Origin of the sequence: Agrobacterium tumefaciens (assembly GCF_017726655.1) — a bacterium.
Lineage (GTDB): Bacteria > Pseudomonadota > Alphaproteobacteria > Rhizobiales > Rhizobiaceae > Agrobacterium > Agrobacterium tumefaciens_B.
The window spans coordinates 1,243,719-1,267,463 of record NZ_CP072309.1 but is presented as its reverse complement, the minus strand read 5'-3'; the positions used below and the strand labels follow the sequence as shown (position 1 = coordinate 1,267,463).

At 58.3% G+C, this 23,745-nt stretch carries 24 protein-coding genes and 1 tRNA gene; 7 read left to right on the top strand and 18 right to left on the bottom strand.

Annotation, left to right across the window (positions count from 1 at the left end; translation table 11 throughout):
* Positions 1–35: 35 nt before the first annotated feature.
* A complete protein-coding gene (graD, locus tag AT6N2_RS20085; protein ID WP_063950285.1) occupies positions 36–575 on the bottom strand; it encodes an FADH(2)-dependent resorcinol hydroxylase reductase component in 540 nt (179 codons plus the stop codon).
* A 199-nt stretch (positions 576–774) separates the two neighbouring features.
* Here graD and AT6N2_RS20080 point away from each other — a divergent pair, with 199 nt between their 5' ends.
* Complete coding sequence (locus tag AT6N2_RS20080) at positions 775–1,206, top strand: MarR family winged helix-turn-helix transcriptional regulator (RefSeq protein WP_209091012.1); 432 nt, start codon at positions 775–777, stop codon at positions 1,204–1,206.
* A gap of 132 nt (positions 1,207–1,338) precedes the next feature.
* Positions 1,339–1,728, top strand: coding sequence for a hypothetical protein (locus AT6N2_RS20075; RefSeq protein WP_209091010.1), 390 nt, complete (start codon positions 1,339–1,341; stop codon positions 1,726–1,728).
* Positions 1,729–1,842: 114 nt separating this feature from the next.
* Here AT6N2_RS20075 and AT6N2_RS20070 read toward each other — a convergent pair whose 3' ends face one another.
* The 4 genes from AT6N2_RS20070 to AT6N2_RS20055 all read right to left on the bottom strand — a co-directional run bounded on the left by AT6N2_RS20070 (position 1,843) and on the right by AT6N2_RS20055 (position 5,618).
* A complete protein-coding gene (locus AT6N2_RS20070; RefSeq protein WP_209091009.1) occupies positions 1,843–2,469 on the bottom strand; it encodes an outer membrane protein in 627 nt (208 codons plus the stop codon).
* Positions 2,470–2,708: 239 nt separating this feature from the next.
* On the bottom strand, positions 2,709–4,106 hold the full coding sequence (locus AT6N2_RS20065; protein WP_209091007.1) for a sensor histidine kinase: 1,398 nt from the start codon (positions 4,104–4,106) through the stop codon (positions 2,709–2,711).
* A gap of 35 nt (positions 4,107–4,141) precedes the next feature.
* A complete protein-coding gene (locus tag AT6N2_RS20060; protein WP_209091005.1) occupies positions 4,142–4,816 on the bottom strand; it encodes a response regulator transcription factor in 675 nt (224 codons plus the stop codon).
* Positions 4,817–4,985: 169 nt separating this feature from the next.
* Positions 4,986–5,618 (bottom strand): TetR/AcrR family transcriptional regulator, encoded by a 633-nt coding sequence (locus AT6N2_RS20055; protein WP_209091003.1) that lies wholly within the window; start codon positions 5,616–5,618, stop codon positions 4,986–4,988.
* A 141-nt stretch (positions 5,619–5,759) separates the two neighbouring features.
* Here AT6N2_RS20055 and AT6N2_RS20050 point away from each other — a divergent pair, with 141 nt between their 5' ends.
* Positions 5,760–7,796, top strand: a complete 2,037-nt coding sequence (locus AT6N2_RS20050) for an NADH:flavin oxidoreductase (RefSeq protein ID WP_209091001.1) — start codon at positions 5,760–5,762, stop codon at positions 7,794–7,796.
* Between the two features lie 158 nt (positions 7,797–7,954).
* Here the strand turns inward: AT6N2_RS20050 and AT6N2_RS20045 are convergent.
* A tRNA-Val gene (locus AT6N2_RS20045) sits at positions 7,955–8,029 on the bottom strand.
* 81 nt (positions 8,030–8,110) lie between these two features.
* Positions 8,111–8,473 carry a cell cycle two-component system response regulator CpdR gene (gene cpdR / locus AT6N2_RS20040; RefSeq protein WP_003497910.1) on the bottom strand — a complete coding sequence of 121 codons (363 nt, stop codon included), beginning with the start codon at positions 8,471–8,473 and terminating at the stop codon, positions 8,111–8,113.
* Between the two features lie 181 nt (positions 8,474–8,654).
* Here cpdR and AT6N2_RS20035 point away from each other — a divergent pair, with 181 nt between their 5' ends.
* Together AT6N2_RS20035 and hisN are read left to right on the top strand one after the other, a co-directional pair.
* A complete protein-coding gene (locus AT6N2_RS20035; RefSeq protein WP_209091000.1) occupies positions 8,655–9,539 on the top strand; it encodes an N-formylglutamate amidohydrolase in 885 nt (294 codons plus the stop codon).
* Positions 9,540–9,852: 313 nt separating this feature from the next.
* Positions 9,853–10,629 (top strand): histidinol-phosphatase, encoded by a 777-nt coding sequence (hisN, locus tag AT6N2_RS20030; RefSeq protein WP_209090999.1) that lies wholly within the window; start codon positions 9,853–9,855, stop codon positions 10,627–10,629.
* A gap of 21 nt (positions 10,630–10,650) precedes the next feature.
* Here hisN and AT6N2_RS20025 read toward each other — a convergent pair whose 3' ends face one another.
* Both AT6N2_RS20025 and AT6N2_RS20020 read right to left on the bottom strand, forming a co-directional pair.
* Positions 10,651–11,592: an alpha/beta fold hydrolase gene (locus tag AT6N2_RS20025; protein ID WP_209090998.1), complete on the bottom strand. Its 942-nt coding sequence runs from the start codon at positions 11,590–11,592 to the stop codon at positions 10,651–10,653.
* Entirely contained in the window at positions 11,564–11,809 is a 246-nt protein-coding gene (locus tag AT6N2_RS20020; protein WP_063950276.1) for a hypothetical protein, read from the bottom strand. The genes AT6N2_RS20025 and AT6N2_RS20020 overlap by 29 nt, the downstream gene beginning before the upstream one ends.
* A gap of 161 nt (positions 11,810–11,970) precedes the next feature.
* On the opposite strand from AT6N2_RS20020, the gene hspL reads away from it, so the two are divergent.
* The gene (gene hspL, locus AT6N2_RS20015; protein WP_063950275.1) at positions 11,971–12,453 is read left to right on the top strand and encodes a heat shock protein HspL; all 483 of its coding nucleotides are present in this window, start codon (positions 11,971–11,973) and stop codon (positions 12,451–12,453) included.
* A 61-nt stretch (positions 12,454–12,514) separates the two neighbouring features.
* Here hspL and AT6N2_RS20010 read toward each other — a convergent pair whose 3' ends face one another.
* Positions 12,515–13,534 (bottom strand): bile acid:sodium symporter family protein, encoded by a 1,020-nt coding sequence (locus tag AT6N2_RS20010; protein WP_209090997.1) that lies wholly within the window; start codon positions 13,532–13,534, stop codon positions 12,515–12,517.
* 98 nt (positions 13,535–13,632) lie between these two features.
* On the opposite strand from AT6N2_RS20010, the gene AT6N2_RS20005 reads away from it, so the two are divergent.
* Complete coding sequence (locus AT6N2_RS20005; RefSeq protein ID WP_209090996.1) at positions 13,633–14,493, top strand: LysR family transcriptional regulator; 861 nt, start codon at positions 13,633–13,635, stop codon at positions 14,491–14,493.
* Positions 14,494–14,499: 6 nt separating this feature from the next.
* Here the strand turns inward: AT6N2_RS20005 and glpK are convergent, their stop codons facing one another.
* The 8 genes from glpK to AT6N2_RS19965 form a co-directional block, all read right to left on the bottom strand.
* Positions 14,500–15,999 carry a glycerol kinase GlpK gene (glpK, locus tag AT6N2_RS20000; RefSeq protein WP_209090994.1) on the bottom strand — a complete coding sequence of 500 codons (1,500 nt, stop codon included), beginning with the start codon at positions 15,997–15,999 and terminating at the stop codon, positions 14,500–14,502.
* Positions 16,000–16,069: 70 nt separating this feature from the next.
* Positions 16,070–17,791: an extracellular solute-binding protein gene (locus AT6N2_RS19995; RefSeq protein WP_209090992.1), complete on the bottom strand. Its 1,722-nt coding sequence runs from the start codon at positions 17,789–17,791 to the stop codon at positions 16,070–16,072.
* Between the two features lie 74 nt (positions 17,792–17,865).
* Entirely contained in the window at positions 17,866–18,159 is a 294-nt protein-coding gene (locus AT6N2_RS19990) for a DUF2160 domain-containing protein (RefSeq protein WP_063950269.1), read from the bottom strand.
* A gap of 2 nt (positions 18,160–18,161) precedes the next feature.
* A complete protein-coding gene (locus AT6N2_RS19985; RefSeq protein ID WP_209090990.1) occupies positions 18,162–19,076 on the bottom strand; it encodes a carbohydrate ABC transporter permease in 915 nt (304 codons plus the stop codon).
* 1 nt (position 19,077) lies between these two features.
* Positions 19,078–19,944 carry a carbohydrate ABC transporter permease gene (locus AT6N2_RS19980; RefSeq protein WP_209090988.1) on the bottom strand — a complete coding sequence of 289 codons (867 nt, stop codon included), beginning with the start codon at positions 19,942–19,944 and terminating at the stop codon, positions 19,078–19,080.
* A 2-nt stretch (positions 19,945–19,946) separates the two neighbouring features.
* Positions 19,947–21,017 carry an ABC transporter ATP-binding protein gene (locus AT6N2_RS19975; RefSeq protein ID WP_063950266.1) on the bottom strand — a complete coding sequence of 357 codons (1,071 nt, stop codon included), beginning with the start codon at positions 21,015–21,017 and terminating at the stop codon, positions 19,947–19,949.
* Between the two features lie 13 nt (positions 21,018–21,030).
* Entirely contained in the window at positions 21,031–22,101 is a 1,071-nt protein-coding gene (locus AT6N2_RS19970) for an ABC transporter ATP-binding protein (RefSeq protein ID WP_209090986.1), read from the bottom strand.
* 37 nt (positions 22,102–22,138) lie between these two features.
* Positions 22,139–23,662, bottom strand: a complete 1,524-nt coding sequence (locus AT6N2_RS19965; RefSeq protein WP_209090984.1) for a glycerol-3-phosphate dehydrogenase — start codon at positions 23,660–23,662, stop codon at positions 22,139–22,141.
* Positions 23,663–23,745 lie beyond the last annotated feature (83 nt).

The window sequence follows — 23,745 nt, the reverse complement described above, 5'->3', positions numbered from 1 at the left end:
TTGTCTCCTTGCGGGAATGCTCTGACCGCGGAAATTCAGGCGGGTTCGTGCGCGGGGCTTGCCGCGCAATATTGGGCGTTTTCGTAAAGCAGCGGCCGCGTCGTCTCGCTGACATCGGCCGAGACCACCTGTCCGATGAAGACGGTATGGGTTCCATAGGGCATGGCCGCAACCCGGCGGCAGGCGATGGCAGCATGGGCCGTGGGCAAATAAAGGACGCCATTCTCGTGGCGCTGCCAACTGCCGTCACGGAAACGCTCCTCCGGCGGCAGCTTGCCGCTGAAGCCATCCGAAAGCGCGATCTGGTCCTGCGTCAGCACGTTGACGATGAAATCGGGTCGGCACAGCAGCAATTCATGCAGAAGGGTACGATTGTTCAGACAGACCAGCAGAGACGGCGGCTCCATCGAAACCGAGGTGACGGCCGTGACCGTCATGCCGTGATCGCGCTGATCACCGGCGGCGCAGGCGGTGATAACAGTTACAGTTGCCGGGAAACGCCGCATCGTCGAACGGAAATTCTGGCCGACGCCTTCAGGCGCAAGACTGCTCAGGCCAAACAATGCTGATGTCATGAGATCCTCCCAAATCCTGGTTCTTGTTTATTTTCATTTGCAACATTTGTCAATGCAAATGTTTTACGTCATTTTTCGCCAGAGGGCCTGCTCTTCCCGGCGTTGTGGCGCGACACTCTTGAAACCGATGGATTGTGCCGGTACAGCCGATAGGCGCACATCTGGATCTGGCGCATGGTTCTCAAACAGGGATTTGCTTGTGTCTTATCAGTTCACCGACTCGGTACCCTACCTGCTCAACTGGGTGGGCGTTCGACTGGGCGAGCGTTTTTCCGTGAGACTGACGTCCTACGGCATCACGCTGCCCATGTACCGCGTGCTGGCGACGCTCCGACAACAGGAAAGCAAAACGCTGACCGAGCTTTCGGACATGGTGTCGGTGGAAATTTCCACCTTGTCGCGACTGGTAGGGCTGATGGTGCGGCGCAATCTCGTCAGCCGCGAGCGGCCGGCCGACAACGCCCGCATCGTGCGTATCACCCTGACAACAAAAGGCGAGGAACTTGCCGACGAGCTCATGCCTATCGCGGCCATGTTTGAAAAAACCGCGATCGAGGGCCTCGACCCGGCCGAGGTGAAGCTTTTCAAGAGCATCCTGCGCCATATCGGCCTGAATATCGCCGGTCTCTGAGAGCGGCGTCAGGGCGCTCAATCGCTGGAGGCGGAACCAGCAAGCCAGAGCTCTCCAGGCCCAGGGCATGCAATGTTTCTGCAATGGCGGATTCCTATTCTTGCGAAACCTTACGCGGATGAAAGGAATCCCATGACCAAGCGATCGTCAGTAACCATCCGGTCTGCAATATTGGCCGTCGCCAGCGCATCCGCGCTGCTTACCGCCTGCGCCTCGACGACCATGAAGAGTTACATCGGCGCGCCCATCACCAATGTGATGCTGGATTATGGACCGCCGGACAACATCTACAGCCTTGGCCCGGGCCAGCAGGCCTACCAATGGCGAAAAAACAAGACACAGGTCTTTCCCGGATCCTCGAACGGCGAAATGCGCACAACGAGTCAGGGCGAGCGGTATGAAGTCTCCGAAACGCCCGGCTATGTAGAGCGCATTGATTGTTTTTACACGTTCTACACCCGCAGCTCAGGCAGCGACTGGTATGTCACGGACTTCAGGCAGCCATCTCTAGAATGCGAGTGAGTGTTTACGACTTTCAGGCCGCCGCTTGCGGCATAATTCCCGTTGGTCGGCCACCGCTTCCGCGTTGAAAGCGGCGGCTTTCCGTCTCCCTGTTCGCCTTCATTTTTGAGCCGATCAGAAGCGATAGTTCACGCCGGCCTTGAAGACGTGATCGCTGATATCGGTCTTCGACCTGCCACTCGCCGTGGTCGTCGCCACATCTCCCGTATTCACATAATTATACTCGAACTTTGCCGAAAGACCGCCGCCGAAACTCTGCTCTACACCTGCACCCAGGAGGTAGCCCTGTTTCCACCGATCAGGCCCGGTCACACCGTTACCATCCTTGAACCTTGTGGTGGTCAGGCCCGCGGTTCCATAAAGAAGCGTTTGATCCAGAGCCACACCTGCCTTCAGTTTGGCCGCACCCCGGAAACGCTCGCGCAACCGGCCGTTCGGCACACGGGCATCGTTTCCGAGATAGGAGCCTTCCACTTCTGCACCGACGACACCGGAGCCGAACTGGAAATTGTACCCCGCCTGAACGCCACCCGTCAGGCCACGGCCGCTGGCCAGTGGACTGAACTTCGGAGAGGCGACACCGCCATGGGCACCGACATAGGCCCCGCTCCATGAGAAAGCCGGCTGATTGCCGTAGTTGAAGGATTGCTGATTGTAGTTGGTGAGATCGGCGGAATAAGCGTTACCCGCGACCGCGACGGCAATAATGACGGCGGCAAGTGATTTCTTGATGATCGACATGAATGGCTCCAGACGAAACCGCTGCGCCAAGGCCTGGCGCCCGCAAGGTTTCAGTTCGCGTTGAAGAACCGGAAACCGGTTCCCGTTCGTCTCCTGCGCCCAATCGGCATGACATGCCGATGAGCTCAGCAGATAAGGGCATCTTCCCCACGAGAATTACGCCTGCATTGCACGCGACCAATTTGACTATAAATAATTGATTTATTTAATATAGTTAGAGGATTTTATTTAACTGTATCTTAACCATTGTCGGACGCGACCGCTCTTGGAACGACCGAACGGACTTCCAACCGAACGCAGAAGCCGGGGTTCAAATCAAGGAACAGAACACGGCCACGATGAAGCTCGGCGGCCTTCTGGACCAGATTTAACCCAAGGCCTGCGCCCGGCGAATTTGTGTTGATGCGATGAAAGGGCTCGAAGACCTGACCGCGCTCCGCAACGGGTATGCCTGGCCCTTCATCACAGACCTCGATAGCCCCGGCCGCGTCAATCCGAATTGTGATTGCACCCTTGCCGCCGGCATGATCGATCGCATTGCGAACGAGGTTGACGACCGCCATCTCGATGATCGACGCCTGCATGGTAAAAATGGCGGGACCCGCGCTCGGCTCGAAATCGAAATCGTAACCGGCGTCCAGCGCAATCGGGGCAAGGTCGGTCGCGATGCGCTCAACAAGTTGATTGAGATCGCACGGCTCCGCCGGCAGTTCGACAGCGCCCACCGCCTGCATTTCCAGCAGCTGATGCGCAACGCGGGTGAGGCGATCGATATCCGCCCGGATCTGACGGCTCAGCGCGTTATCCGGCAAAAGATCGGCTCTGGTCCGCACGATCGCAATAGGCGTTCTCAGCTCATGTGCCGCATCGGCGAGAAAACGGTTACGGCGGTTATAGCCGTCATCAAGCCGCGACAGCGCAATGTTGAAGGCATCCACCAGCGGAATGAGTTCAACGGGAACCTTCGACCGGTCGATCCGCTCTGACCGGTTGTCGAAATCGATGGACTCAGCCTGCTTGACTGTATCCATCAGCCCGCCGAGAGAACGGCCGACTGCCCTCGGCGTCACCAGCAGTGTCGCGATACCCGTCAAAATCAGCATCGGCACAACAGCGATGAGAATAATAAAGCCCAGCGCGGGCAGCACCTTGAACCAGCGGATCGAGCCATTGGCATCCTTTTCCAGATCCAGCTGGACATTGATCCAGATGCTGAGGCCGTCATTCGGCATTCCATCCTCAGTACCCGCAATGAACTGGAGGCGGCCCGCCGCGGTATCGCGGTTCTCGACAGTGGCACGCAACGTCCCGGCCGCATCCAGACGCGCACGATCAAAGCTCCAGGGAAAGATAGCGGAAAGGGCCGGTGGCGGGACAGCGCCGAATTGCAGGACGACGCCGTTGGCGTCGCGCACGACGAACCAGAGGTTTGGATAGCGCCGCTTCAGCTCCGTCAGTTCAGGCGTCGCTGGCAGTTGCGGCCTGCCTTGCCCATCCTTTGTCACACTCTCCGCGACAATCCGGGCGGCCTCTTCATTCGCACCTTCAAGACGTGGATCGATGATCCAGATCCAACCGATGAAGAGGATAACGAAGAGGATGAGCAGGAAGGCCTGTAACGCGAAAAGCCGCTTCATCAGCCCCCACCGCAGGGATCGATTGCGCGCCGTCTTCATGCCTTCAACCGGATGAGATACCCGATATTACGCACGGCTCTTATTTCCACCGTGGCCCCAGCCTGCAGCAATTTCTTCCTGATGCGGGAAATATGCGCATCGAGGGCATTGGACTCGATCTCGTCATCGAGCGTATAGACCGCGTCGATCAGGTTCGACCGCGTGACGATGCGGTTCGGTCGCCGCATCAGCGCTTCGAGAACGAGGTATTCGCGACGCCGCAATTCGATGATGGAGTTACCGATGCTCACTTCATTGCTGCGCGGATCAAGGCAGAGATTTCCGAACTGGGCGCATCTTTCAGACAGCGAGGGTCCGCGTCTGTGGAGAGCCCTGAGGCGCGCGAGCAATTCTTCGATGGCGAAGGGCTTGGCAAGATAATCGTCGGCACCGGCATCGAGGCCATCGACACGATGATCGACACTGCCGAGTGCAGTGAGCACAAGGATCGGTACGGACTGCCTGCTCTTGCGCAGCGAAGCCACCAGGTTCAGCCCTTCCCCATCAGGAAGACGGCGATCAAGCACAAGCACATCATAGGAGCCGTCCCTCGCCAACGCGTCCGCATCGCTGATTGTGCTGACATGGTCGGCGAGGACGTCGCGGCGGCGTAGCGCTTCCAGAAGCGCGCGTGCCATTTCCGGTTCATCCTCCAGAAGCAAGATTCGCAATGCCGTTTCCCCGATGGACTATGCCATCCCCTCCACTCATCCGTGAATGTTACAGCAACATTGCAGGATCATCGTCAGACAATCGATATCCTACCGCATGCCGATCAAAAGCCGATGGCGGAGCGTGTGGCAAGACCTGGAAATCAACAGAGGCGCTGAGACTTCCCCATCACCTGACGGGCTTGTAGCCGTGCCTCGCGTGAAACCGGTCAAGCTCGCGCGGCTGCGGCTGTTCGCCGGTGTAGATGGCAATATAATCCGGAATTCGTTGCATGCGTACCGAGATATCTTCTTCGGATTGCATGGAAATATAGCCGATCTGCACCAGATAGGTGGTGCGTGCGCGCACATCCGCCGTGCTTTCGCTGTGGCCGAACCGCACGAACATGCGGGAGAGTGCCCCCATTCTTGCCTCATCGGCCTTACGGACCTCCGCGAGAATTTCGTCGGATTGAAGAGCCCAGCTTCTTACCGCAAATTCAAATCGGCTATCAAACAGCGATGGATCGAGCCAGCAATCGAACACATTCAGCATGGCCTCCGCCAGTGTCTCCGCGTAGGCCTCCGACTGCCGGAGGATGCTGCCTGTATTTTTCTCCCGCCAGCGGGCGACGAGCGCAGCCAGTAATTCCTCCCGGTCCTTAAAGAACCAGTAAAAGCTTGTGCGGGACACGTTGAGCTTTTTCGCCAGGGGCAGGATTTTCACGGAGTCGACCCCGGATTCCAGCAACGCCTGATAGGCGGCGCCCAGCCACCCCTCCTGCGAACCGCGCCAACCGTTTTCGTTTATTGTCGCTTCCATGACAGGTTTCTAGCAAACTGGCCTCTGCGCGACAAGAAAAAGTACACCCACGTCAAATCTCTATACACATATGTTTTGTAAATTGACATAGGTGTACATTCGCATTTAGCCTCGGTCGGAATATTCTCTTTGGAGCAGGCCATGTCGAGCGATCCCCTTCTGCAGCCCTATCAGCTGAAACACCTCACCTTGCGCAACCGCATCATCGTCACCTCGCACGAGCCCGCCTATCCGGAAGACGGCATGCCGAAGGGGCGCTATCGCGCCTACACGGTAGAGCGCGCCAAAGGTGGTGTCGCGTTGACAATGACGGCGGGTTCCGCGGCCGTATCGAAGGACAGCCCGCCCGTCTTCAACAATCTGCTCGCCTACAAGGATGAGATCGTTCCCTGGATCCGGGACATGACCGACGCCGTGCATGAACAGGGTGCTGCGATCATGATCCAGTTGACCCATCTTGGACGACGTACCCGCTGGGACAAAGGCGACTGGCTGCCAATCCTTGCGCCGTCGCATCATCGCGAAGCAGCGCACCGGGCATTTCCGAAGAAGATAGAGGATTGGGACATCGAGCGTATCATCAAGGATTTCGCCGATGCCGCCGAGCGGATGAAGGCTGGCGGGATGGATGGTGTGGAGCTGGAGGCCTATGGTCATCTCATCGACCAGTTCGTCTCGCCATTGACGAATGAGCTCGATGGCCCCTATGGCGGCCCGCTTGAAAACCGGATGCGCTTCTGTCTCGATGTTTTCAGGGCGATGCGCGAACGCGTGGGCGACGATTTCATTCTCGGTGTCCGCTATACAGCCGACGAATGTCTTGAGGGCGGCACGGAAAAGGCTGACGGAATCGAAATCGCCAGACGGCTGAAGGACAGCGGACTGATCGATTATCTCAATGTCATCAGAGGCCATATAGACACCGATCCCGGCCTGACCGATGTCATTCCTATCCAGGGCATGGCCAATGCGCCGCATCTCGATTTCGCCGGCGAAATCCGCGCCGCGACGAATTTCCCGACTTTTCACGCCGCCAAGATCCAGGACGTCGCGACCGCCCGTCACGCGATCGCGTCCGGCAAGCTGGACATGGTGGGCATGACGCGCGCCCACATGACCGACCCCCATATCGTGCGAAAGATCATGCAGAAACGCGAGGACGATATCCGGCCCTGCGTGGGCGCGAATTATTGTCTCGACCGGATCTATCAGGGTGGCCTTGCCTTCTGCATCCACAATGCGGCAACAGGCCGTGAGGAGACCATGCCGCACGAGATATCAAAGGCGACAGAACGCCGAAAAGTGGTGATCGTCGGTGCCGGGCCGGCAGGGCTGGAGGCCGCGCGTGTCTGCGCCGAACGGGGGCATGAGGTAGTCGTTTTCGAGGCTGCCAACAATGCAGGGGGGCAGATCCGCCTGACCGCGCAGAGCGAGCGGCGTCGGGAAATGATCAGCATCATCGACTGGCGTATGGCCCAATGCGAGAGGCTAGGGGTCACTTTTAATTTCAACAGCTGGGCAGAAGCGGACACGGTGCTTTCCGAAAAACCCGACGTCGTCATTATTGCGACAGGCGGATTGCCACATACGGACGTCCTGTCCAAAGGCAACGACCTTGTCGTCTCTGCATGGGATATCATCTCGGGAGACGTGAAGCCGGGCACGAGCGTGCTGGTTTACGACGACGCCGGCGACCACGCCGGACTACAGGCCGCAGAATTTCTCGCCAAAGCGGGGGCAAAGGTGGAAATCATGACGCCGGACCGCGCTTTCGCGCCGGAGGTCATGGCCATGAACCTCGTTCCCTATATGCGCTCCCTGCAAAAGCTGGATGTCACCTTCACCGTAACCTATCGGCTGGAAGCGGCCGAGAAGCAAGGTAACCAGCTTATCGCCCATATCGGCAGCGACTATGGTGGCGTGATGAAATCGAGGATGGTGGACCAGATCGTCATCAATCACGGCACCGTTCCGCTGGATGACCTCTATTTTGAACTCAAGCCTGGTTCAAAGAACCTTGGCGAAGTTTCATACGACGACCTGCTTGCTGGGAAATCCCAGAAGGTGGAGCGCAACCCTGAAGGCACATACCAGCTCTTCCGCATCGGCGACGCCATCGCTGCGCGCAATACGCATGCGGCAATCTACGATGCATTGCGCCTGGCCAAGAATATTTGAGGCGGATCGGCGCGGCGCGAGAGGTGGAGATGGAGAAGGTTGGCCCGATGAGGACTGCCTACCAATCCACCGCGGCGCCGTTCGACTCATGGCTCGAGCCCAGTAAGCAAAAAGGCCCTGCGATTTATCGCAAGGCCTTGATACATAAAGAATTCGGATGGTGGGCGTGACAGGGATTGAACCTGTGACCCCTACGATGTCAACGTAGTGCTCTCCCGCTGAGCTACACGCCCTCCGTTGCGGCGGATAGACCACAAAACCGGTTCATGCGTCAACTGCTTTTTTTCGGTTTTGTGAAGGTTTTTTGAGAGGCCTTACGCCACAAGGAGTTTGTTCACCTCATCCACGAGATCGCGCAGATGGAACGGCTTGGAAAGCACCTTGGCATCCTTCGGAGCCTTCGAATCGGCGTTCAGCGCAACGGCTGCAAAGCCGGTGATGAACATGACTTTCAGGTCAGGATCGAGTTCGGTCGCGCGACGTGCGAGCTCGATGCCATCCATTTCAGGCATCACGATATCGGTCAGCAGTAACGAAAATGGCTCTTCGCGAAGCCGGTCATAGGCGCTGGCGCCATTGTCGAAGGAAGAAACCTTGTAACCGGCTTTTTCCAGCGCTTTCACGAGGAAGCGGCGCATATCGTTGTCGTCTTCAGCGAGAAGAATTTTCTGATTCATCATAAGTGACCGTAACTGCTCAATGTTTGGAATACCCTAGCCCGATTATAGGATTTTCACGGTAAATATCCTGTGAACGCGTGAATCGGTATAGCGCTGTTTGGGCGATAGTATGGACTTGCCGCACCGTAACTGGCAACATGAACCTCCTGATAGTTTACGACATGGTAAATGGTACTGAATGGACTGGGTGACGGGTGAATACGAGCTGTTTGAAGTAACGGAACCTGCCGTCCAGACCCTGCCATTTGTCTATAATTCCCCCCATAGCGGCCGCTGCTATCCCATCTCCTTCCTCGAGTCGGCACGGCTCGATTCGCACGACATCCGTCGCTCCGAAGATCATTTCGTCGATGAGCTCTTCGAGGCGGCGCCAGAAATTGGCGCACCGCTTCTGAAAGCCAACTTCCCGCGCGCCTATCTCGACGTCAATCGCGAGCCTTACGAACTCGATCCGCGCATGTTCGACGGCACGCTGCCGCCCTATGCCAATATCGGTTCCATGCGTGTCGCCGGTGGCCTTGGGACGGTGCCTCGCATCGTCGCCGAAAACATGGATATTTACGCGCACCGCCTGCCTGTCGAGGAGGCGCTTTCGCGGATCGAGACGATCTATAAACCTTATCATGCCTGCCTGCGCCGCCTGTTATCGCGCACCCATGCCCATTTCGGCATGGCGGTCCTGATCGATTGTCATTCCATGCCCGGTAATATCCGTGTCGCCGGTTCCAACCTCAGGCCGGACGTGATCATCGGCGACCGCTACGGAACCAGCGCGTCGCAGGAGGTCTCCCGCGCCGCCCTGCATTTCCTGGAGGAGCTGGGCTTCGTCGCCACCTGCAACAAGCCCTATGCCGGCGGCTTCATCACCGAGCATTATGGCCGGCCGATCCGTTCGCTGCATGCGTTGCAGATCGAAGTCAATCGTGGCCTTTATGTCGATGAAAAAACGCTTCTGAAAAAACGTGATTTCCCCGTCATTCAGGCATCGCTGGAAATCTTCATGCGCCAACTCGGCGCGTTTGTTTCGGAATATGCGATCGAGACGTCTCTCGCCGCCGAATAACCCACCAGCTAACAAACTGTTTCAGGCCCCGCCTCTCTCGTCCGGTTCCCAAACCGGGCAAAAAAAACCGCGCCTTGGCGCGGTCAAGTCTAGGGAGGAAACACCCAAGGAGGGTATTTACAGTCAAAGACTGTAGAATGAAGCTACGCCGCCCATGCCTAATTGTCAATCATTTTATTATTTGCCTATTTATTGAACTTTTGCTGAAAATTTAGAAACCGTGCGGTCAGAAGCATTCGGGTGGACGGCAGATGACATTCCGGTTTAAGGATGAGGCACCAAACTGATTACTCTTCCAGCGACGAGGTTTAGCATGCTGCCCGATCGGGATTTCTTCTTTAAACTTGCCGATGCCGCCAGCGCCGAAACGCTTCCTCGCTTTCGCACGGGCATAGCCGTCACGAACAAGGAGGATGGTGGCTATGATCCGGTGACGGAGGGCGATCAGGCAGCAGAAACCGCCATTCGTACGCTTATCGAGCAGCGTTTTCCGCAGCACGGCATCCTTGGAGAAGAACACGGCAATGTCGGTCTCGACCGCGACCACATCTGGGTCATAGACCCGATCGACGGCACACGCGCGTTCATTTCGGGCGTGCCGGTCTGGGGCACGCTGATCGGGTTCCAGTCGGGTGGTCGCGCAAGAATGGGCATGATGGACCAACCCTTTACCAAGGAACGCTATTTCGCCGATGGCGAGGCTGCCTGGTATTTCGGACCGGATGGCGAACGAAAAATACGCACGCGCAATTGTACCTCGCTTTCGGATGCCGTTCTGTTCACCACGACGCCGCACATCTTTACCGAGGAAGAAAAGCCCGTTTACGAGAAAGTCCAGGACCAGGTTCGGCTTTTCCGTTACGGCGTGGATTGTTACGCCTACTGCCTCCTCGCCGCCGGTCACGTCGATCTCGTGATCGAATCTGGCCTGAAGCCCTATGACGTCGGCGCCTTGATACCTGTCATCGAACAGGCCGGTGGCATCATGACCACGTGGGACGGGGGACGTCCGGAAAATGGCGGACGCATCCTGGCGGCTGGCTCAAAAGCGGTGCACGAACAGGCGCTCGCCATTCTCTCAAAACTCTGAGGCAGCCCGCTTAAGCGGCCATCACTCCGGCGCGAAAAACGCATCGATGGCCGCCAGCGCCTGTTTGCGGAAAACGTCACGCTCATGCAACAATTCGTGGCGCGCGCCGGTGATCGGAAGAAGCTGCGCTGCCCGGAAATTGCGTGAGAGTTCCTCCTGCGCCTTATAGGGCGTGATTGTGTCCAGCATGGGCGCCAGAACGAGCGTCGGCACCATGATATTTGTGAGGTGCTCCTGACGCGTGACACGCCGCATCGTCTTCAGCGCCTCGTAGACCCAGCGTGCCGTGGGCGCGCCGATGAATAGTTCGGGAAACTGCCGGTGCAGGGTCAGATTCCTGGAAAAACGCGTGGCGTCTGAAGTGAGCGGGTTGCCGTCAAAGTCGCGCTCCCGCTGGTCTCTTCCGAGTTGAATTCGACCCAGTCCAAGGATGCTGAACATCGTTGCAACCAGCTTGATGACCCATGAAGGGACGGACTGCTGGCTGTCGAGTTCGATGAAGGGCGAGCACAAGGCAAGGCGGTCGATACGATTGGCCAAGCCGGGAGCGGCAGCAAGGGCCGCAAGCGCGCCGGTGGAGTGGGCGATCATGAAGAAGGGCAGCCGCGTATCCGGCAGCACAACCTGCTCAAGAAACAGGCTAATATCGCGCGTGTAGTCCGAAAATCGCCGTACATGCCCGACACCCGGTTTCTTCAGGAGCCGTTCCGATCCGCCCTGCCCCCTTGTATCGAAGGTCGCGACCCAGAAGCCCATGGCTGTCAGGTCGGCGACAGTCTCGAAATATTTCTCGATACATTCGTTCCGGCCGTGAAGCAGAACCACCGTTCCGCGGGCAAGAGAGCGGCTGGAACGGAAGATCGCATATCGAAGCTGTTTGCCGCCATGTCCGGTAAAATATCCGACGGTATGGTTGCCGGGAACCGGGTTGTCTTCACTGGCGCGCAAGGTGGCTTCGATCATCGGTCTTTTCCGGCTTTTCTGCCCTTTCGGGATAGGTCGGCGGCGCGGGAAGGTCAAAGAAAAAATTGCCGGAACCGTCGGTTAAAGCAGTCGCGGTTCCGGCCAGTAAGACAGAAGAAGAAGGGACGTTATTGCTTCTGCCGACGGAGGATGCCTCCGATGACCGCAGTTTTATGGCGCTCAAACTGAACGATCCCGGAACCGGATGTTCAGCCATGGTTCATATTGCTTTCGTCTTTTCGCGCCTCTTGACGACGCGTGTCAGCATTCCCATCTCATTCATGCGGTCGCCAGAACGGGGCCGCGCCAAATGTCCAACCATCGCCAGAACGGGGTGGTGGACCTAACCGCAAACAGTCGCTTCTTAAGGAGGACACCATGCGCCACGTTGATTTTTCCCCTCTCTATCGCTCCACCGTCGGCTTCGACCGTCTTTTTTCGATGCTTGACGGCCTTGGCCAGCCCGAGCAGGCTCAGTCCTATCCGCCCTATAATATCGAACGGACTGGCGAAAATACCTATCGCATCACCATGGCGGTTGCCGGTTTCGATGAAACCGAACTTAGCATTGAATCCCGCGCCAATGCGCTGACAGTGAAAGCTGAAAAGGCCACGGACGACAAAACGACCGAAGGCGAGTTCCTGTATCGCGGCATCGCGACCCGCGCTTTTGAACGCCGCTTCCAGCTTGCAGACCACGTCGAAGTGCAGACCGCTTCCCTGAAGAACGGGCTGCTTCACATCGACCTCGTTCGCAATATTCCGGAAGCCATGAAGCCGCGCCGCATCGCGATCTCGTCCGACAGCGCCGATGCGCCGAAGACGATCGAAGCTCAGGTTACCCCGGCTCAGGTCAACTAAGGATTCCGACAGGCAAGACGGACGGCCCCTCGCGGGGCCGTTTTTGTTATGGGAGAGCGCTTTATCGAGCGGAGGCTACGGCGCCTTCTGCTGCAGCCGCTTCGGCTACCGCCGCCTTTTCATGCGCCTTTCGGGCGTAACGCTGGGCGAGAACCGCGCAGACCATCAACTGGATCTGGTGGAACAGCATGATCGGCAGAACTATCGCGCCGATGCTCTGCCCTGCGAAGATCGCGCCCGCCATCGGCACGCCGCTCGCAAGGCTCTTCTTCGAACCACAGAAGGTGATGGTGATTTCATCCGCCTTATCGAAACCAAGCAGACGGCTGCCGAACATTGTCGCGCAGAGAACCAACGCCAGAAGCACGATGTTGATGACGACGACGACGCCGATATCCCTGATGGAAAACGTGTGCCAGATGCCCTCGATGACCGCATCGGAAAACGCCAGATAGACCACCATCAGGATCGAGCCGCGATCGACAGGTGACAGAAGTTTCTTGCGCGCCCGGATCCAGTCGCCGATCCAGGGCTGCAGCACCTGGCCGGCGATAAAGGGCAGAAGCAATTGCAGGAAGATTTGCAGGAACGCGTCCAGCGAAAATCCACCGCCGTGGCCCCCGACCGAAAACAACAGACCGACGAGGAGTGGCGTCAGGAACATGCCGAAAATGTTCGATGCCGAGGCCGAACAGATTGCCGCCGGCACGTTTCCGCCCGCCATTGACGTGAAGGCGATGGAGGACTGCACGGTGGATGGCAGCACGCAGAGAAACAGTACGCCCATATAGAGCGGTGCCGGAAGGATGCTTTCGGGAATGAAGCCGATCGCCACACCGAGAAGCGGGAAAAGGCCGAAGGTGACGAGCAGAATCGCCAGATGCAGGCGCCAGTGCAGAATGCCCGCGATGACCACATCGCGCGAAAGGCGCGCGCCATGCAGGAAGAACAGCAGGGCGATGGCAAGTTTCGTCGCAAGCCCGAAATATTCAGCCGGCTCGCCACTGATCGGCAGAATGGAAGCCAGAATTACGGTGGCCACCAGCATCATGGTGAAACGGTCGGGTAAGAAGCGGGTCATGGGACGTCTTTCCGGCATTGGTTTTGCTTGAAACGCCCGCCACTATCCATCATCATGATTTCGGATGCAAAGACTAACAGTTATCATGATTTGAGATAATGCTGAACCTTCAACATCTTGCCAGCTTCGTCATGTTGCAGCAAACCGGCAGTTTCACCCTCGCCGCCGAACGGCTCGGCATTGGGCAATCTACCGTCAGCCAGCATATTCAAAGGCTTGAGGCATCGCTTGGCCGGCGACTGATCGCACGCAACACGCATCAGGTGAAGCTGACTGGCGAGGGTGAGGCATTGCTTGGTTACGCCCGCAACATGCTCGAAATCGACAGCAAAGTGTCGTCGCTCTTCACCGAAAGTCGTCTGCGTGGGCGGCTACGGCTTGGCGTGTCGGAGGATTTCGTCGCGAGCCGGCTCACGGCCATCCTGGAGGAATTCATCCGCCTTTATCCCCTTGTTGATCTGGAGCTGACGGTTTCGCTGAGTGGGGTGCTTTACCAGATGCAGGATAATGGTGAGCTGGATGTGGTACTGGCAAAACGTCGCCTGGGCGACAAGCTTGGCCATTTCCTTTACCGTGAGCCACTCGTCTGGCTGGCGCGCGACCCCGAACGCATGCTGAACCAGCCGGATGCCCTGCCGTTGATCGCCTTCCCGCCGCCGAGCATTACCAGAAAGGCCGCACAGGAAGCATTGGACCGCGCCGGACTTTCTTGGCGAATCGTATGCACCTGCGGCAGCCTGAGCGGACTTACTGCTGCGGCAAGGGCGGGCATGGGTATTCTGGTGCAGCCGCGCAGCATGGCACCGGCCGGTCTTAAGGAGATTACCGCCGGCGTGTTACCCGTCCTTGAGGATGTCGAATTTGTGCTTCAGCCGAGCAAGGGCGTCGATGCGAAGCTGGTGCGCGCCCTTTCCGACCTCGTGTCGAGCAAGAGCATCGCACCCGGCAGCTTTGTCTAACGCGCCTTAATTCGTCCGGTTTGACAGGCAGCGGCCGACGCTGTCACGCCAACCGGCGATCGCGTTTTTTCGCTCCCCCTCGTCCATCTCGGGGCTGAAGCGGCGGTCGCGTCGCCAATGGTCAGCGAAAGCCTTGCGGTCCGGCCAGATGCCTGCGCGTGAGGCCGCAAGCCAAGCGGCACCCAGGATGGTCGTCTCCAGAAAGACAGGTCTATCGACGGGCGCAGCGAGAATATCCGCCAGCCGCTGCATGGTCCAATTGGAAGCGACCATGCCGCCGTCGACCCTCAGCACCGTTTTGCCATTGTCACCCGCCCAGTCCTTGCGCATGGCATCCAGCAGATCAAACGTCTGATAGGCGACGCTTTCCAGCGCCGCGCGGGCAAATTCCGCCGGCCCGGTGCCCCGCGTCAGGCCGAAAATCGCACCGCGCGCTTCGGCATCCCAATAGGGCGCGCCAAGACCGGTGAAGGCCGGCACGAGATAAACCCGCTGCTTGGGATCGGCTTTTTCGGCAAGCGCGCTGACTTCAGATGCGACAGAGATGAACCCAAGCTCGTCACGCAGCCACTGCACGGCGGCACCGGCAATAAAGATCGAGCCTTCAAGTGCATAGGTCGTCACGCCATCGAGGCGGTAAGCAATCGTGGTCAGCAGGCGGTTGGTGGATGTAACCCGGTCGGTACCAGTATTGAGAAGCGCGAAACAGCCGGTGCCATAGGTGGATTTCATCATGCCCGGCTCAAAGCAGGCATTGCCGATCACGGCCGCCTGCTGATCGCCGGCCACACCCAGGATCGGAATTTCCGCACCCAGCAGCGACTTGTCCGTCACACCAAAATCCGCGGCGCAATCCAGAACTTCCGGCAGCATGGCGCGCGGAATATCCAGGATCGACAGCAACTCGTCATCCCAGGCATTGTCTTCGATATTATAGATCAACGTGCGCGAAGCATTGGTGGCGTCGGTCACATGGCGACGACCGCCGGTGAGGCGATAGATCAGAAAGCTGTCAACGGTGCCGAAGCAGATGTCGCCCTTCACGGCTTTTTCACGAAGGCCGCTGACGCTATCGAGAAGCCATTTCAGCTTGGTACCGGAGAAATAAGGGTCAAGCAGCAGCCCGGTCTTTTTTGAAAAGAGCGGCTCCAGTCCGCGGCGTTTCAGATCCTCGCAGATGGGCGCGGCGCGCCGATCCTGCCAGACCACGGCGCGATGCACCGCCTCGCCGGTATTGCGGTCCCACAGCACCGTCGTTTCGCGCTGGTTGGTGATGCCTATTGCCGCAATATCGGAGGCGGCAATGCCGGCATCGGCAAGCGCCAGCCGGATGGTTTCGAGTACGCTTTTCCAGATATCCTCGGCATCATGTTCGACCCAGCCGGAGGCAGGGAAATGCTGCGGAAATTCTCGCTGGCCGACACCGATGACCCGCATGTCGCCATCAAAGACCATCGACCTCGTCGATGTCGTGCCCTGGTCGATCGCCAGAATATAACCGCCCATTATGTAACTCCCTTTCAAACGCAATGACGGGGCGGCAGAGCCGCCCCGGTTTCACGATTTTAGGCAGACATTACTTCTGCCAGCTTTTGACCAGTTCGTCGTAATTGACGGTGACCGGCTTTTCCTTTTCGTTGGCAATCTTCAGCTGCGGCGCCAGATTGCCCTTGGAAACGGCGTCCTTGTTCCAGTATTCAATATCATGCTCTTCCGCCAGCTTCGGGCCGATATCGCCCTGCACGCCGGCACGTTCCAGACGGCCCATGACCTTTTCCTGCTCGGCGCAGAGCGAGTCCATCGCTGCCTGAGCGGTTTTGGCACCCGACGACGCATCGCCGATTGCCTGCCACCACAGCTGCGCCAGCTTTGGATAGTCAGGAACGTTCGTCCCCGTCGGCGACCATTGGACGCGGGCCGGCGAGCGATAGAACTCGACGAGACCACCGAGCTTGGAGGCACGGTCCGAGAAGCTCTTGTGATGGATGGTGCTGTCACGAATGAAGGTGAGACCGACGTGGCTCTTCTTCACATCCACGGTTTTCGAGGTCACGAACTGTGCATAAAGCCATGCGGCCTTGGCTCGGTCGTCAGGCGTGGATTTCATCAGCGTCCAGGAACCCACATCCTGATAACCAAGCTTCATGCCGTTCTTCCAGTAGACGCCATGTGGCGAGGGGGCGACACGCCATTTCGGCGACCCGTCCTCGTTCACGACAGGCAAGCCCGGCTTGGCCATATCGGCCGTGAACGCCGTGTACCAGAAGATCTGCTGAGCAATGTTGCCCTGTGCAGGCACCGGTCCGGACTCGGAGAAGGTCATGCCCTGTGCTTCCGGCGGCGCATATTTCTTCAGCCACTCAAGATATTTCTCGATGGAATAGACCGAGGCCGGGCCATTGGTATCGCCGCCGCGCGCTACGCAGGAACCCACCGGCTGCGACTTGTCATTGACCTTGATGCCCCATTCATCGACCGGCAGGCCGTTTGGCAGGCCCTTGTCGCCGTTGCCGGCCATGGAAAGCCAGGCATCGGTGAAACGCCAGCCAAGCGAGGGGTCCTTCTTGCCGTAGTCCATATGGCCAAAGACCTTCTTGCCGCCGACATCGCGGCCGGTGAAGAATTCGGCGATGTCCTCATAGGCCGACCAGTTGACGGGAACGCCGAGGTCGTAGCCGTACTTGGCCTTGAAGTCAGCCTTGTTCTTGTCGTCGTTGAACCAGTCGTAACGGAACCAGTAGAGGTTCGCGAATTGCTGGTCAGGAAGCTGGTAGAGCTTCTTGTCCGGCGCCGTCGTGAACGCGCTGCCGATGAAGTCCTTGAGGTCGAGACCAGGATTGGTGACGTCCTTGCCTTCATTGGCCATGAAGTCGGTCAGGTTGCGGACCTGCTGGTAACGCCAGTGGGTGCCGATGAGGTCGCTGTCATTGACCCAGCCATCGTAGAGGTTCTGGCCGGTCTGCATCTGGGTCTGGATCTTTTCGACAACGTCACCTTCCTGGATGAGGTCGTGCGTCACCTTGATGCCGGTAATGGCGGTAAAGGCCGGAGCCAGAACCTTTGATTCATACTCGTGGGTGGTGAGAGATTCGGAAACAACCTTGATCTCCATGCCCGCGAAAGGCTTCGCGGCATCGATGAACCATTGCACTTCCTTTTCCTGCTCCGCACGGGAAAGCGCCGACATGTCGCCGATTTCCTTGTCCAGAAACTGCTTTGCTTCCTCCATTCCGGCAAAAGCCGAACCTGTCATTGCCAGCAGCATGGCTGCCGTCGTCGTCATCAGATGCCGTCGCATGTCATTCCCTCCCAAAGGTTGCGATTGCATGAAGTCTGCAAGTGCGGTTTTCCTCGTCCGCACCTTTTCCTGCTCTATACAAAACGGAAAACGCCGATGGCGTAGACCAGAGATAGAGCGAGAGCCCACCACAGGTTCGGGCCGACCAGCCCGAGCCATGCGAGATGAATAAACGCGCTGCCGAGCAGCGAGATGAACAGCCTGTCCCCACGCGTCGTCTCGAAGCGCAACAGACCGAAGCGGGGATTGCCGCCGGGCGACAAACGTTCCCATAGCCACATGCCGACCAGCAGGACGGCGATGGTGCAGAAGAAGGCCGCCGTCTGCCAGGTCCATGCCATCCAGGTGAAGTCGGGCATCTTCGTCATGGTCAAACCCTCCCCAGCGCGAAGCCCTTGGCGATGTAATTGCGCACGAACCAGATCACCAGCGCGCCCGGTATCAACGTCAGCACACCGGCGGCTGCAAGAAGCCCCCAGTCCATGCCGGCGGCGGAAACAGTGCGTGTCATCGTCGCGGCAATCGGTTTTGCGTCCGTCGTCGTCAGAGTGCGGGCGATCAGAAGCTCGACCCACGAGAACATGAAGCTGAAGAAGCAGGCGACGCCGATGCCGGAAGCGATGAGCGGCATGAAAATCTTCACGAAGAATTTCGGGAAGGAATAACCGTCAATATAAGCGGTCTCGTCGATTTCCTTCGGCACACCGGACATGAAACCTTCGAGGATCCACACCGCCAACGGGACGTTGAACAGGCAATGCGCGAGCGCCACGGCAATGTGGGTGTCGATCAGTCCGAATGCAGAGTAAAGCTGGAAGAACGGCAGCGCAAAGACGGCGGGCGGCGCCATGCGGTTGGTCAAAAGCCAGAAGAACAGATGCTTGTCGCCGAGAAAACGGTAGCGCGAAAAGGCATAGGCTGCTGGCAGCGCGACAGCGACGGAGATCACCATGTTCATGACGACATAGGTGATCGAATTGATATACCCGGAATACCAGGATGAATCGTTGAAGATCGTCCGATAGTTCTGCAGCGTCGGCTCGTGCGGATAGAGCGTCATGGATGAGACGATTTCCGCATTCGTCTTGAAGCTCATATTGATAAGCCAATAGATCGGGACCAGCAGAAGCAGAATATAGATCGTCGGCACCAGCCAGGAAAAGCGTGATGGTCCATGGTGGCGGCGTGACCGCGCTGTCGCGGCGAAGCTCGGCCGCACCGACACCGCGGAGCCTGCATTCAGGCCATTACGTTCCACCCCGGTCGTGACATTGGAAGCGCTCATCTCAGGTCTCCGCGTCGTGGCTGGTCATCACGGTGTAGAACACCCAGGACAACAGCAGGATGATGAGGAAGTAGATCAGCGACATGGCTGCTGCCGGGCCGAGATCGAACTGGCCGAGCGCCACCTTGACGAGATCGATGGACAGGAAGGTTGTGGAATTGCCCGGGCCGCCCCCGGTGACGACGAAAGGCTCGGTATAGATCATGAAACTGTCCATGAAGCGCAGCAGGAAGGCAATAAGCAGGACCCGCTTCATCTTCGGCAGCTGGATGAACCGGAACACCGCGAAACGCGACGCGCCGTCGATCCTTGCCGCCTGATAATAGGCGTCCGGAATGGAAACGAGGCTGGCATAACACAAGAGCACGACAAGGCTCGTCCAGTGCCAGACATCCATGATGACGACGGTAATCCATGCGTCGATGGGATCGTTGACATAGTTATAGTCAAGCCCGAGTTGATTGGCATAATAACCGAGGAGCCCGATATCGCTGCGGCCGAAAACCTGCCAGATCGTGCCGACGACGTTCCACGGGACCAGCAGCGGCAACGCCATGGTGACGAGGCAGATGGGCACGCCGATGCCGGACTTCGGCATTTTGAGCGCAATAAAGATGCCGAGCGGGATTTCAATGGCCAGGATGATGCCGGAGAATAGCAGGTTGCGCCCCAGGGCATCCCAGAAACGGTCCGACGCCAGGATTTCCTCGAACCATTGTGTTCCTGCCCAGAAAAACTGATTGTTGCCGAAAGTGTCCTGCACCGAATAATTCACGACGGTCATCAGCGGAATGACGGCCGAAAAGGCGACCAGCACCAGCACCGGCAGCACCATGAACCATGCCTTGTTGTTCCAGCTTTTTTCCATGGTCAGGCCCCCATCTTCACACGCCAGGAATCAGCGAAAACGCCGATGGCGGCCGGGTCGAAGCGCACACCCGCCTCCGCCGGGATTTCCTCGTCCTCGGCAACGACAATCGCCAGTTTCTGGCCGGCAAAGCGGGCACGGACGATCTTCTGGCGGCCGATATCCTCGACCTTGTCGATGCTGATCGGCATGCCGCCGCGCTCCAGCCGGACGAATTCCGGGCGGATGCCGATTTCGATGCGCTGCGCTCCATCAACTTTTGGCGCACCTGCCAGCGGCACACCAAGACCGCCGACCACAGCCGTCGTCCCCTCAATATTGGCTGGCAGCACGTTCATGCCCGGCGAGCCGATGAAATAACCGACGAATGTATGCCCCGGCCGCTCGAATAGCTCGGCCGGCGTGCCGATCTGAACGATCTGCCCGTCATACATGACAACCACCTTGTCGGCGAAGGTCAGCGCTTCGGTCTGGTCGTGCGTGACGTAGACCATGGTGAAACCCGATTGCCGGTGTAGCCGTTTCAACTGTGAGCGTAGCACCCATTTCATATGCGGATCGATGACCGTTAGCGGCTCATCGAACAGGATTGCGTTGACGTCGGAGCGTACGAGGCCACGCGCCAACGAAATCTTCTGCTTCTGGTCCGCCGTCAATCCGCGGGCCCTGCGTTTGGCCATGCCGGAAAGGTCGGTCATCTCGAGGATTTCCCGCACGCGGCGCTCCACTTCGGCTTCCGGCACATGCCGGTTTCGCAGCGGAAAGGCCAGATTGTCGTAAACCGTCATCGTGTCGTAAACGACCGGAAACTGGAACACCTGCGCGATGTTGCGGTCTTCAGTCGCAAAATCCGTCACGTCTGTTCCGTCGAAAGCGATGCGGCCTTCGGACGGGCGCAGCAGGCCGGAAATAATGTTGAGCAACGTGGTCTTGCCACAACCGGAAGGGCCGAGAAGTGCATAGGCACCGCCATCTTCCCATTCGTGATGGACTTCCTTCAGGGCATAATCGCCTGCAGCCTGCGCCTTGGCGTTATAGGCGTGGCGGATGTGATCGAGGGTGATGCGTGCCATGACCGATCTCCCCTTACGCCGCTTCGCCAATGGCGCGGCCATTCGCGTCAAAGGCCATCAGGTGTTTTGTATCGAGAAACAGCTCAATGTCCCTGTCCGGCTCGATGTCGTGGATGCCGTGCGCCAGCATGACCCATCGCTTGCCGGAAAACTCCACATGCACGAAGCTTTCCGACCCCGCGATTTCCGAAATCAGCGTGCGCGCCCTTATGGATTGCCGCGCTTCGCCCTTCGCCTGCGGGAAAAGATGATGTGGCTGGAAAGCGATGGTCAAAGGCCCATCCGGTACAGCGGCAAGATGCGCCGGCACGGCAACCACCGTCTGGTCGGCGCGCGTAAAAGCGTTACCCGCCTTGATGACCTCAATGGTGTTGAGCGGCGGATCGGCAAAAATTTCCGCGGTCACGATATCAACCGGCTGCCGGTAAACCTCGATCGTACGGCTGAACTGCGTCACTCTTCCTTCGTTAAGCGTTGCGGTATTGCCGCCCAGAAGCAGCGCCTCTGAAGGCTCCGTGGTGGCGTAAACAAAGATCGCGCCCGACTCCGCGAAGATACGCGGCAGTTCCTCGCGCAACTCTTCGCGCAGCTTGTAATCGAGATTGGCGAGCGGTTCATCGAGCAGCACCAGATTGGCGTTTTTGACGATGGCGCGGGCGAGTGCCGTGCGCTGCTGCTGGCCGCCGGAAAGATTGAGCGGCGTGCGGTCGAGATAAGGCGTGAGCCGCAGAAGTTCGGCGGCCTTCTTCACCTCCCGGTCGATGGTCGACTGATCCTTGCCAGCAACGCGCATCGGCGAGGCAATGTTTTCGTAAACGCTCAGCGCCGGATAGTTGATGAACTGCTGGTAGACCATCGCGACGTTGCGCTTCTGCACCGGCCAGCCGGTTACATCCTCTCCATTGAAGAGGATCGACCCGCTGCTTGGCTTGTCCAGCCCCGCCATCAGTCGCATCAGCGACGTCTTGCCCGAAAGCGTCGGTCCAAGCAGAACGTTCAGGCTTCCGCGCTGCAACGTCAGATCGGTCGGGTGAATATGATAGTCACCCCCCACCATTTTCGAGACGTTTCGCAATTCAAGCATGGTGATCCAAAGCCTCCTCCGCTTTTCGATCGGATCGTCAGATTGCCTTCAAGCGTCCACCTGCAATGTCATCGATATAGTCCTCCAGAGCACGCACCTCGTCGGCGCTCAAGAACAGCCCCTGCTTGGTGCGGCGCCACAGGATATCCTCCGCCGTCGCCGCCCATTCCCTCGCCATCAGCCAGCGAACCTCGACCTCGTAGAGCGTACCGCCGAAGTGCCGCCCCAGCGCAGAGGTGTCCGTCGCAGAACCGAGCATCGAAACTGCATCGGTACCGTAGCAGCGCACCAGCCGCTCGGCATGACGCTGATCGAGAAAGGGATAACGGGATCGTAATGCGGACACTTGCGCCGCGTATTCCTCCACGCCGAAGTTACCCCCCGGCAAATGGGAGCCTGCCGTCCATGGAACACCCTTTTCCCCCAGCGCATCGCTGATTTTTTCAAGAGCATGTTCGGCAAGCCGCCGGTATGTCGTAAGCTTGCCGCCAAAGACGTTGAGCAGTGGTGCTTCGCCTTCCGTCCCCTCGGTTTTCAGCACGTAGTCGCGGGTTGCTTCCTGCGCCTTGGAAGCACCATCGTCAAAGAGCGGGCGCACGCCGGAATAGGTCCAGACGATATCCTCCGCCTTCACCGGCTCAGCAAAATATTCACTCGCCGCATTGCAGAGATAGCTGATTTCCTCGTCGCTGATCTTAACGGACCGAGGATCGGCGGTATAGTCGCGATCCGTGGTGCCGATCAGGGTGAAATCCTGCTCATAAGGAATGGCGAAAATGATGCGGCCGTCCGGGTTCTGAAAGAAATAGGCGCGCGGATCAGAAAACTTTTTGCGAACGATAATATGGCTGCCCTGTACGAGGCGGACATTGTGGACGTTGTTTTTACCGAACGTCCGCGACAGCACCTGGTCGACCCACGGGCCGGCGGCATTCACCAGCATTCGCGACTTGTAAGACTTCGTTTCTCCACCCGCGTTTTTTGTTTCTATCCGCCAGAACGCGCCTTCCCGCCTGGCGGAAACCACTTGCGTACGGTTGAGGATCAGGGCGCCTCGATCAGCGGCATCGCGGGCGTTCAACACGACAAGACGGGCATCATCCACCCAGCCATCGGAATATTCGAAAGCGCGGGCAAAAATCGGCTTCAGCGGTTTTCCAGCTGGGTCACGGCGAAGGTCGAGCGAGCGGGTCGCGGGCAGAAGCTTGCGGCCACCAAGATGGTCGTAAAGGAAAAGCCCCAGGCGCACGAGCCAGGCGGGACGAACACCACCTTTCTGAAACGGCAGCACGAAGCGCATGGGCCAGATAATGTGCGGCGCCATGGCCCACAGAACCTCGCGTTCCATGAGCGCTTCGCGCACCAGACGGAATTCGTAATGTTCGAGATAACGCAGGCCGCCATGGATCAGCTTCGTGGCAGCCGAAGACGTACCGGAGGCAAAGTCGTTCATTTCCGCAAGCGCAACGGAATAGCCGCGCCCGACAGCGTCCCGCGCGATGCCGCAGCCATTGATGCCGCCGCCGATCACGAAAATATCGTGGATTGCCTCGTCAGACATCGCCCCTCCCGCGCTTTCATCGATGCTCTCCCCATCGATATTTTGAAAGCATGGCCATCTAATTCGAAGACAAAACGAATGTC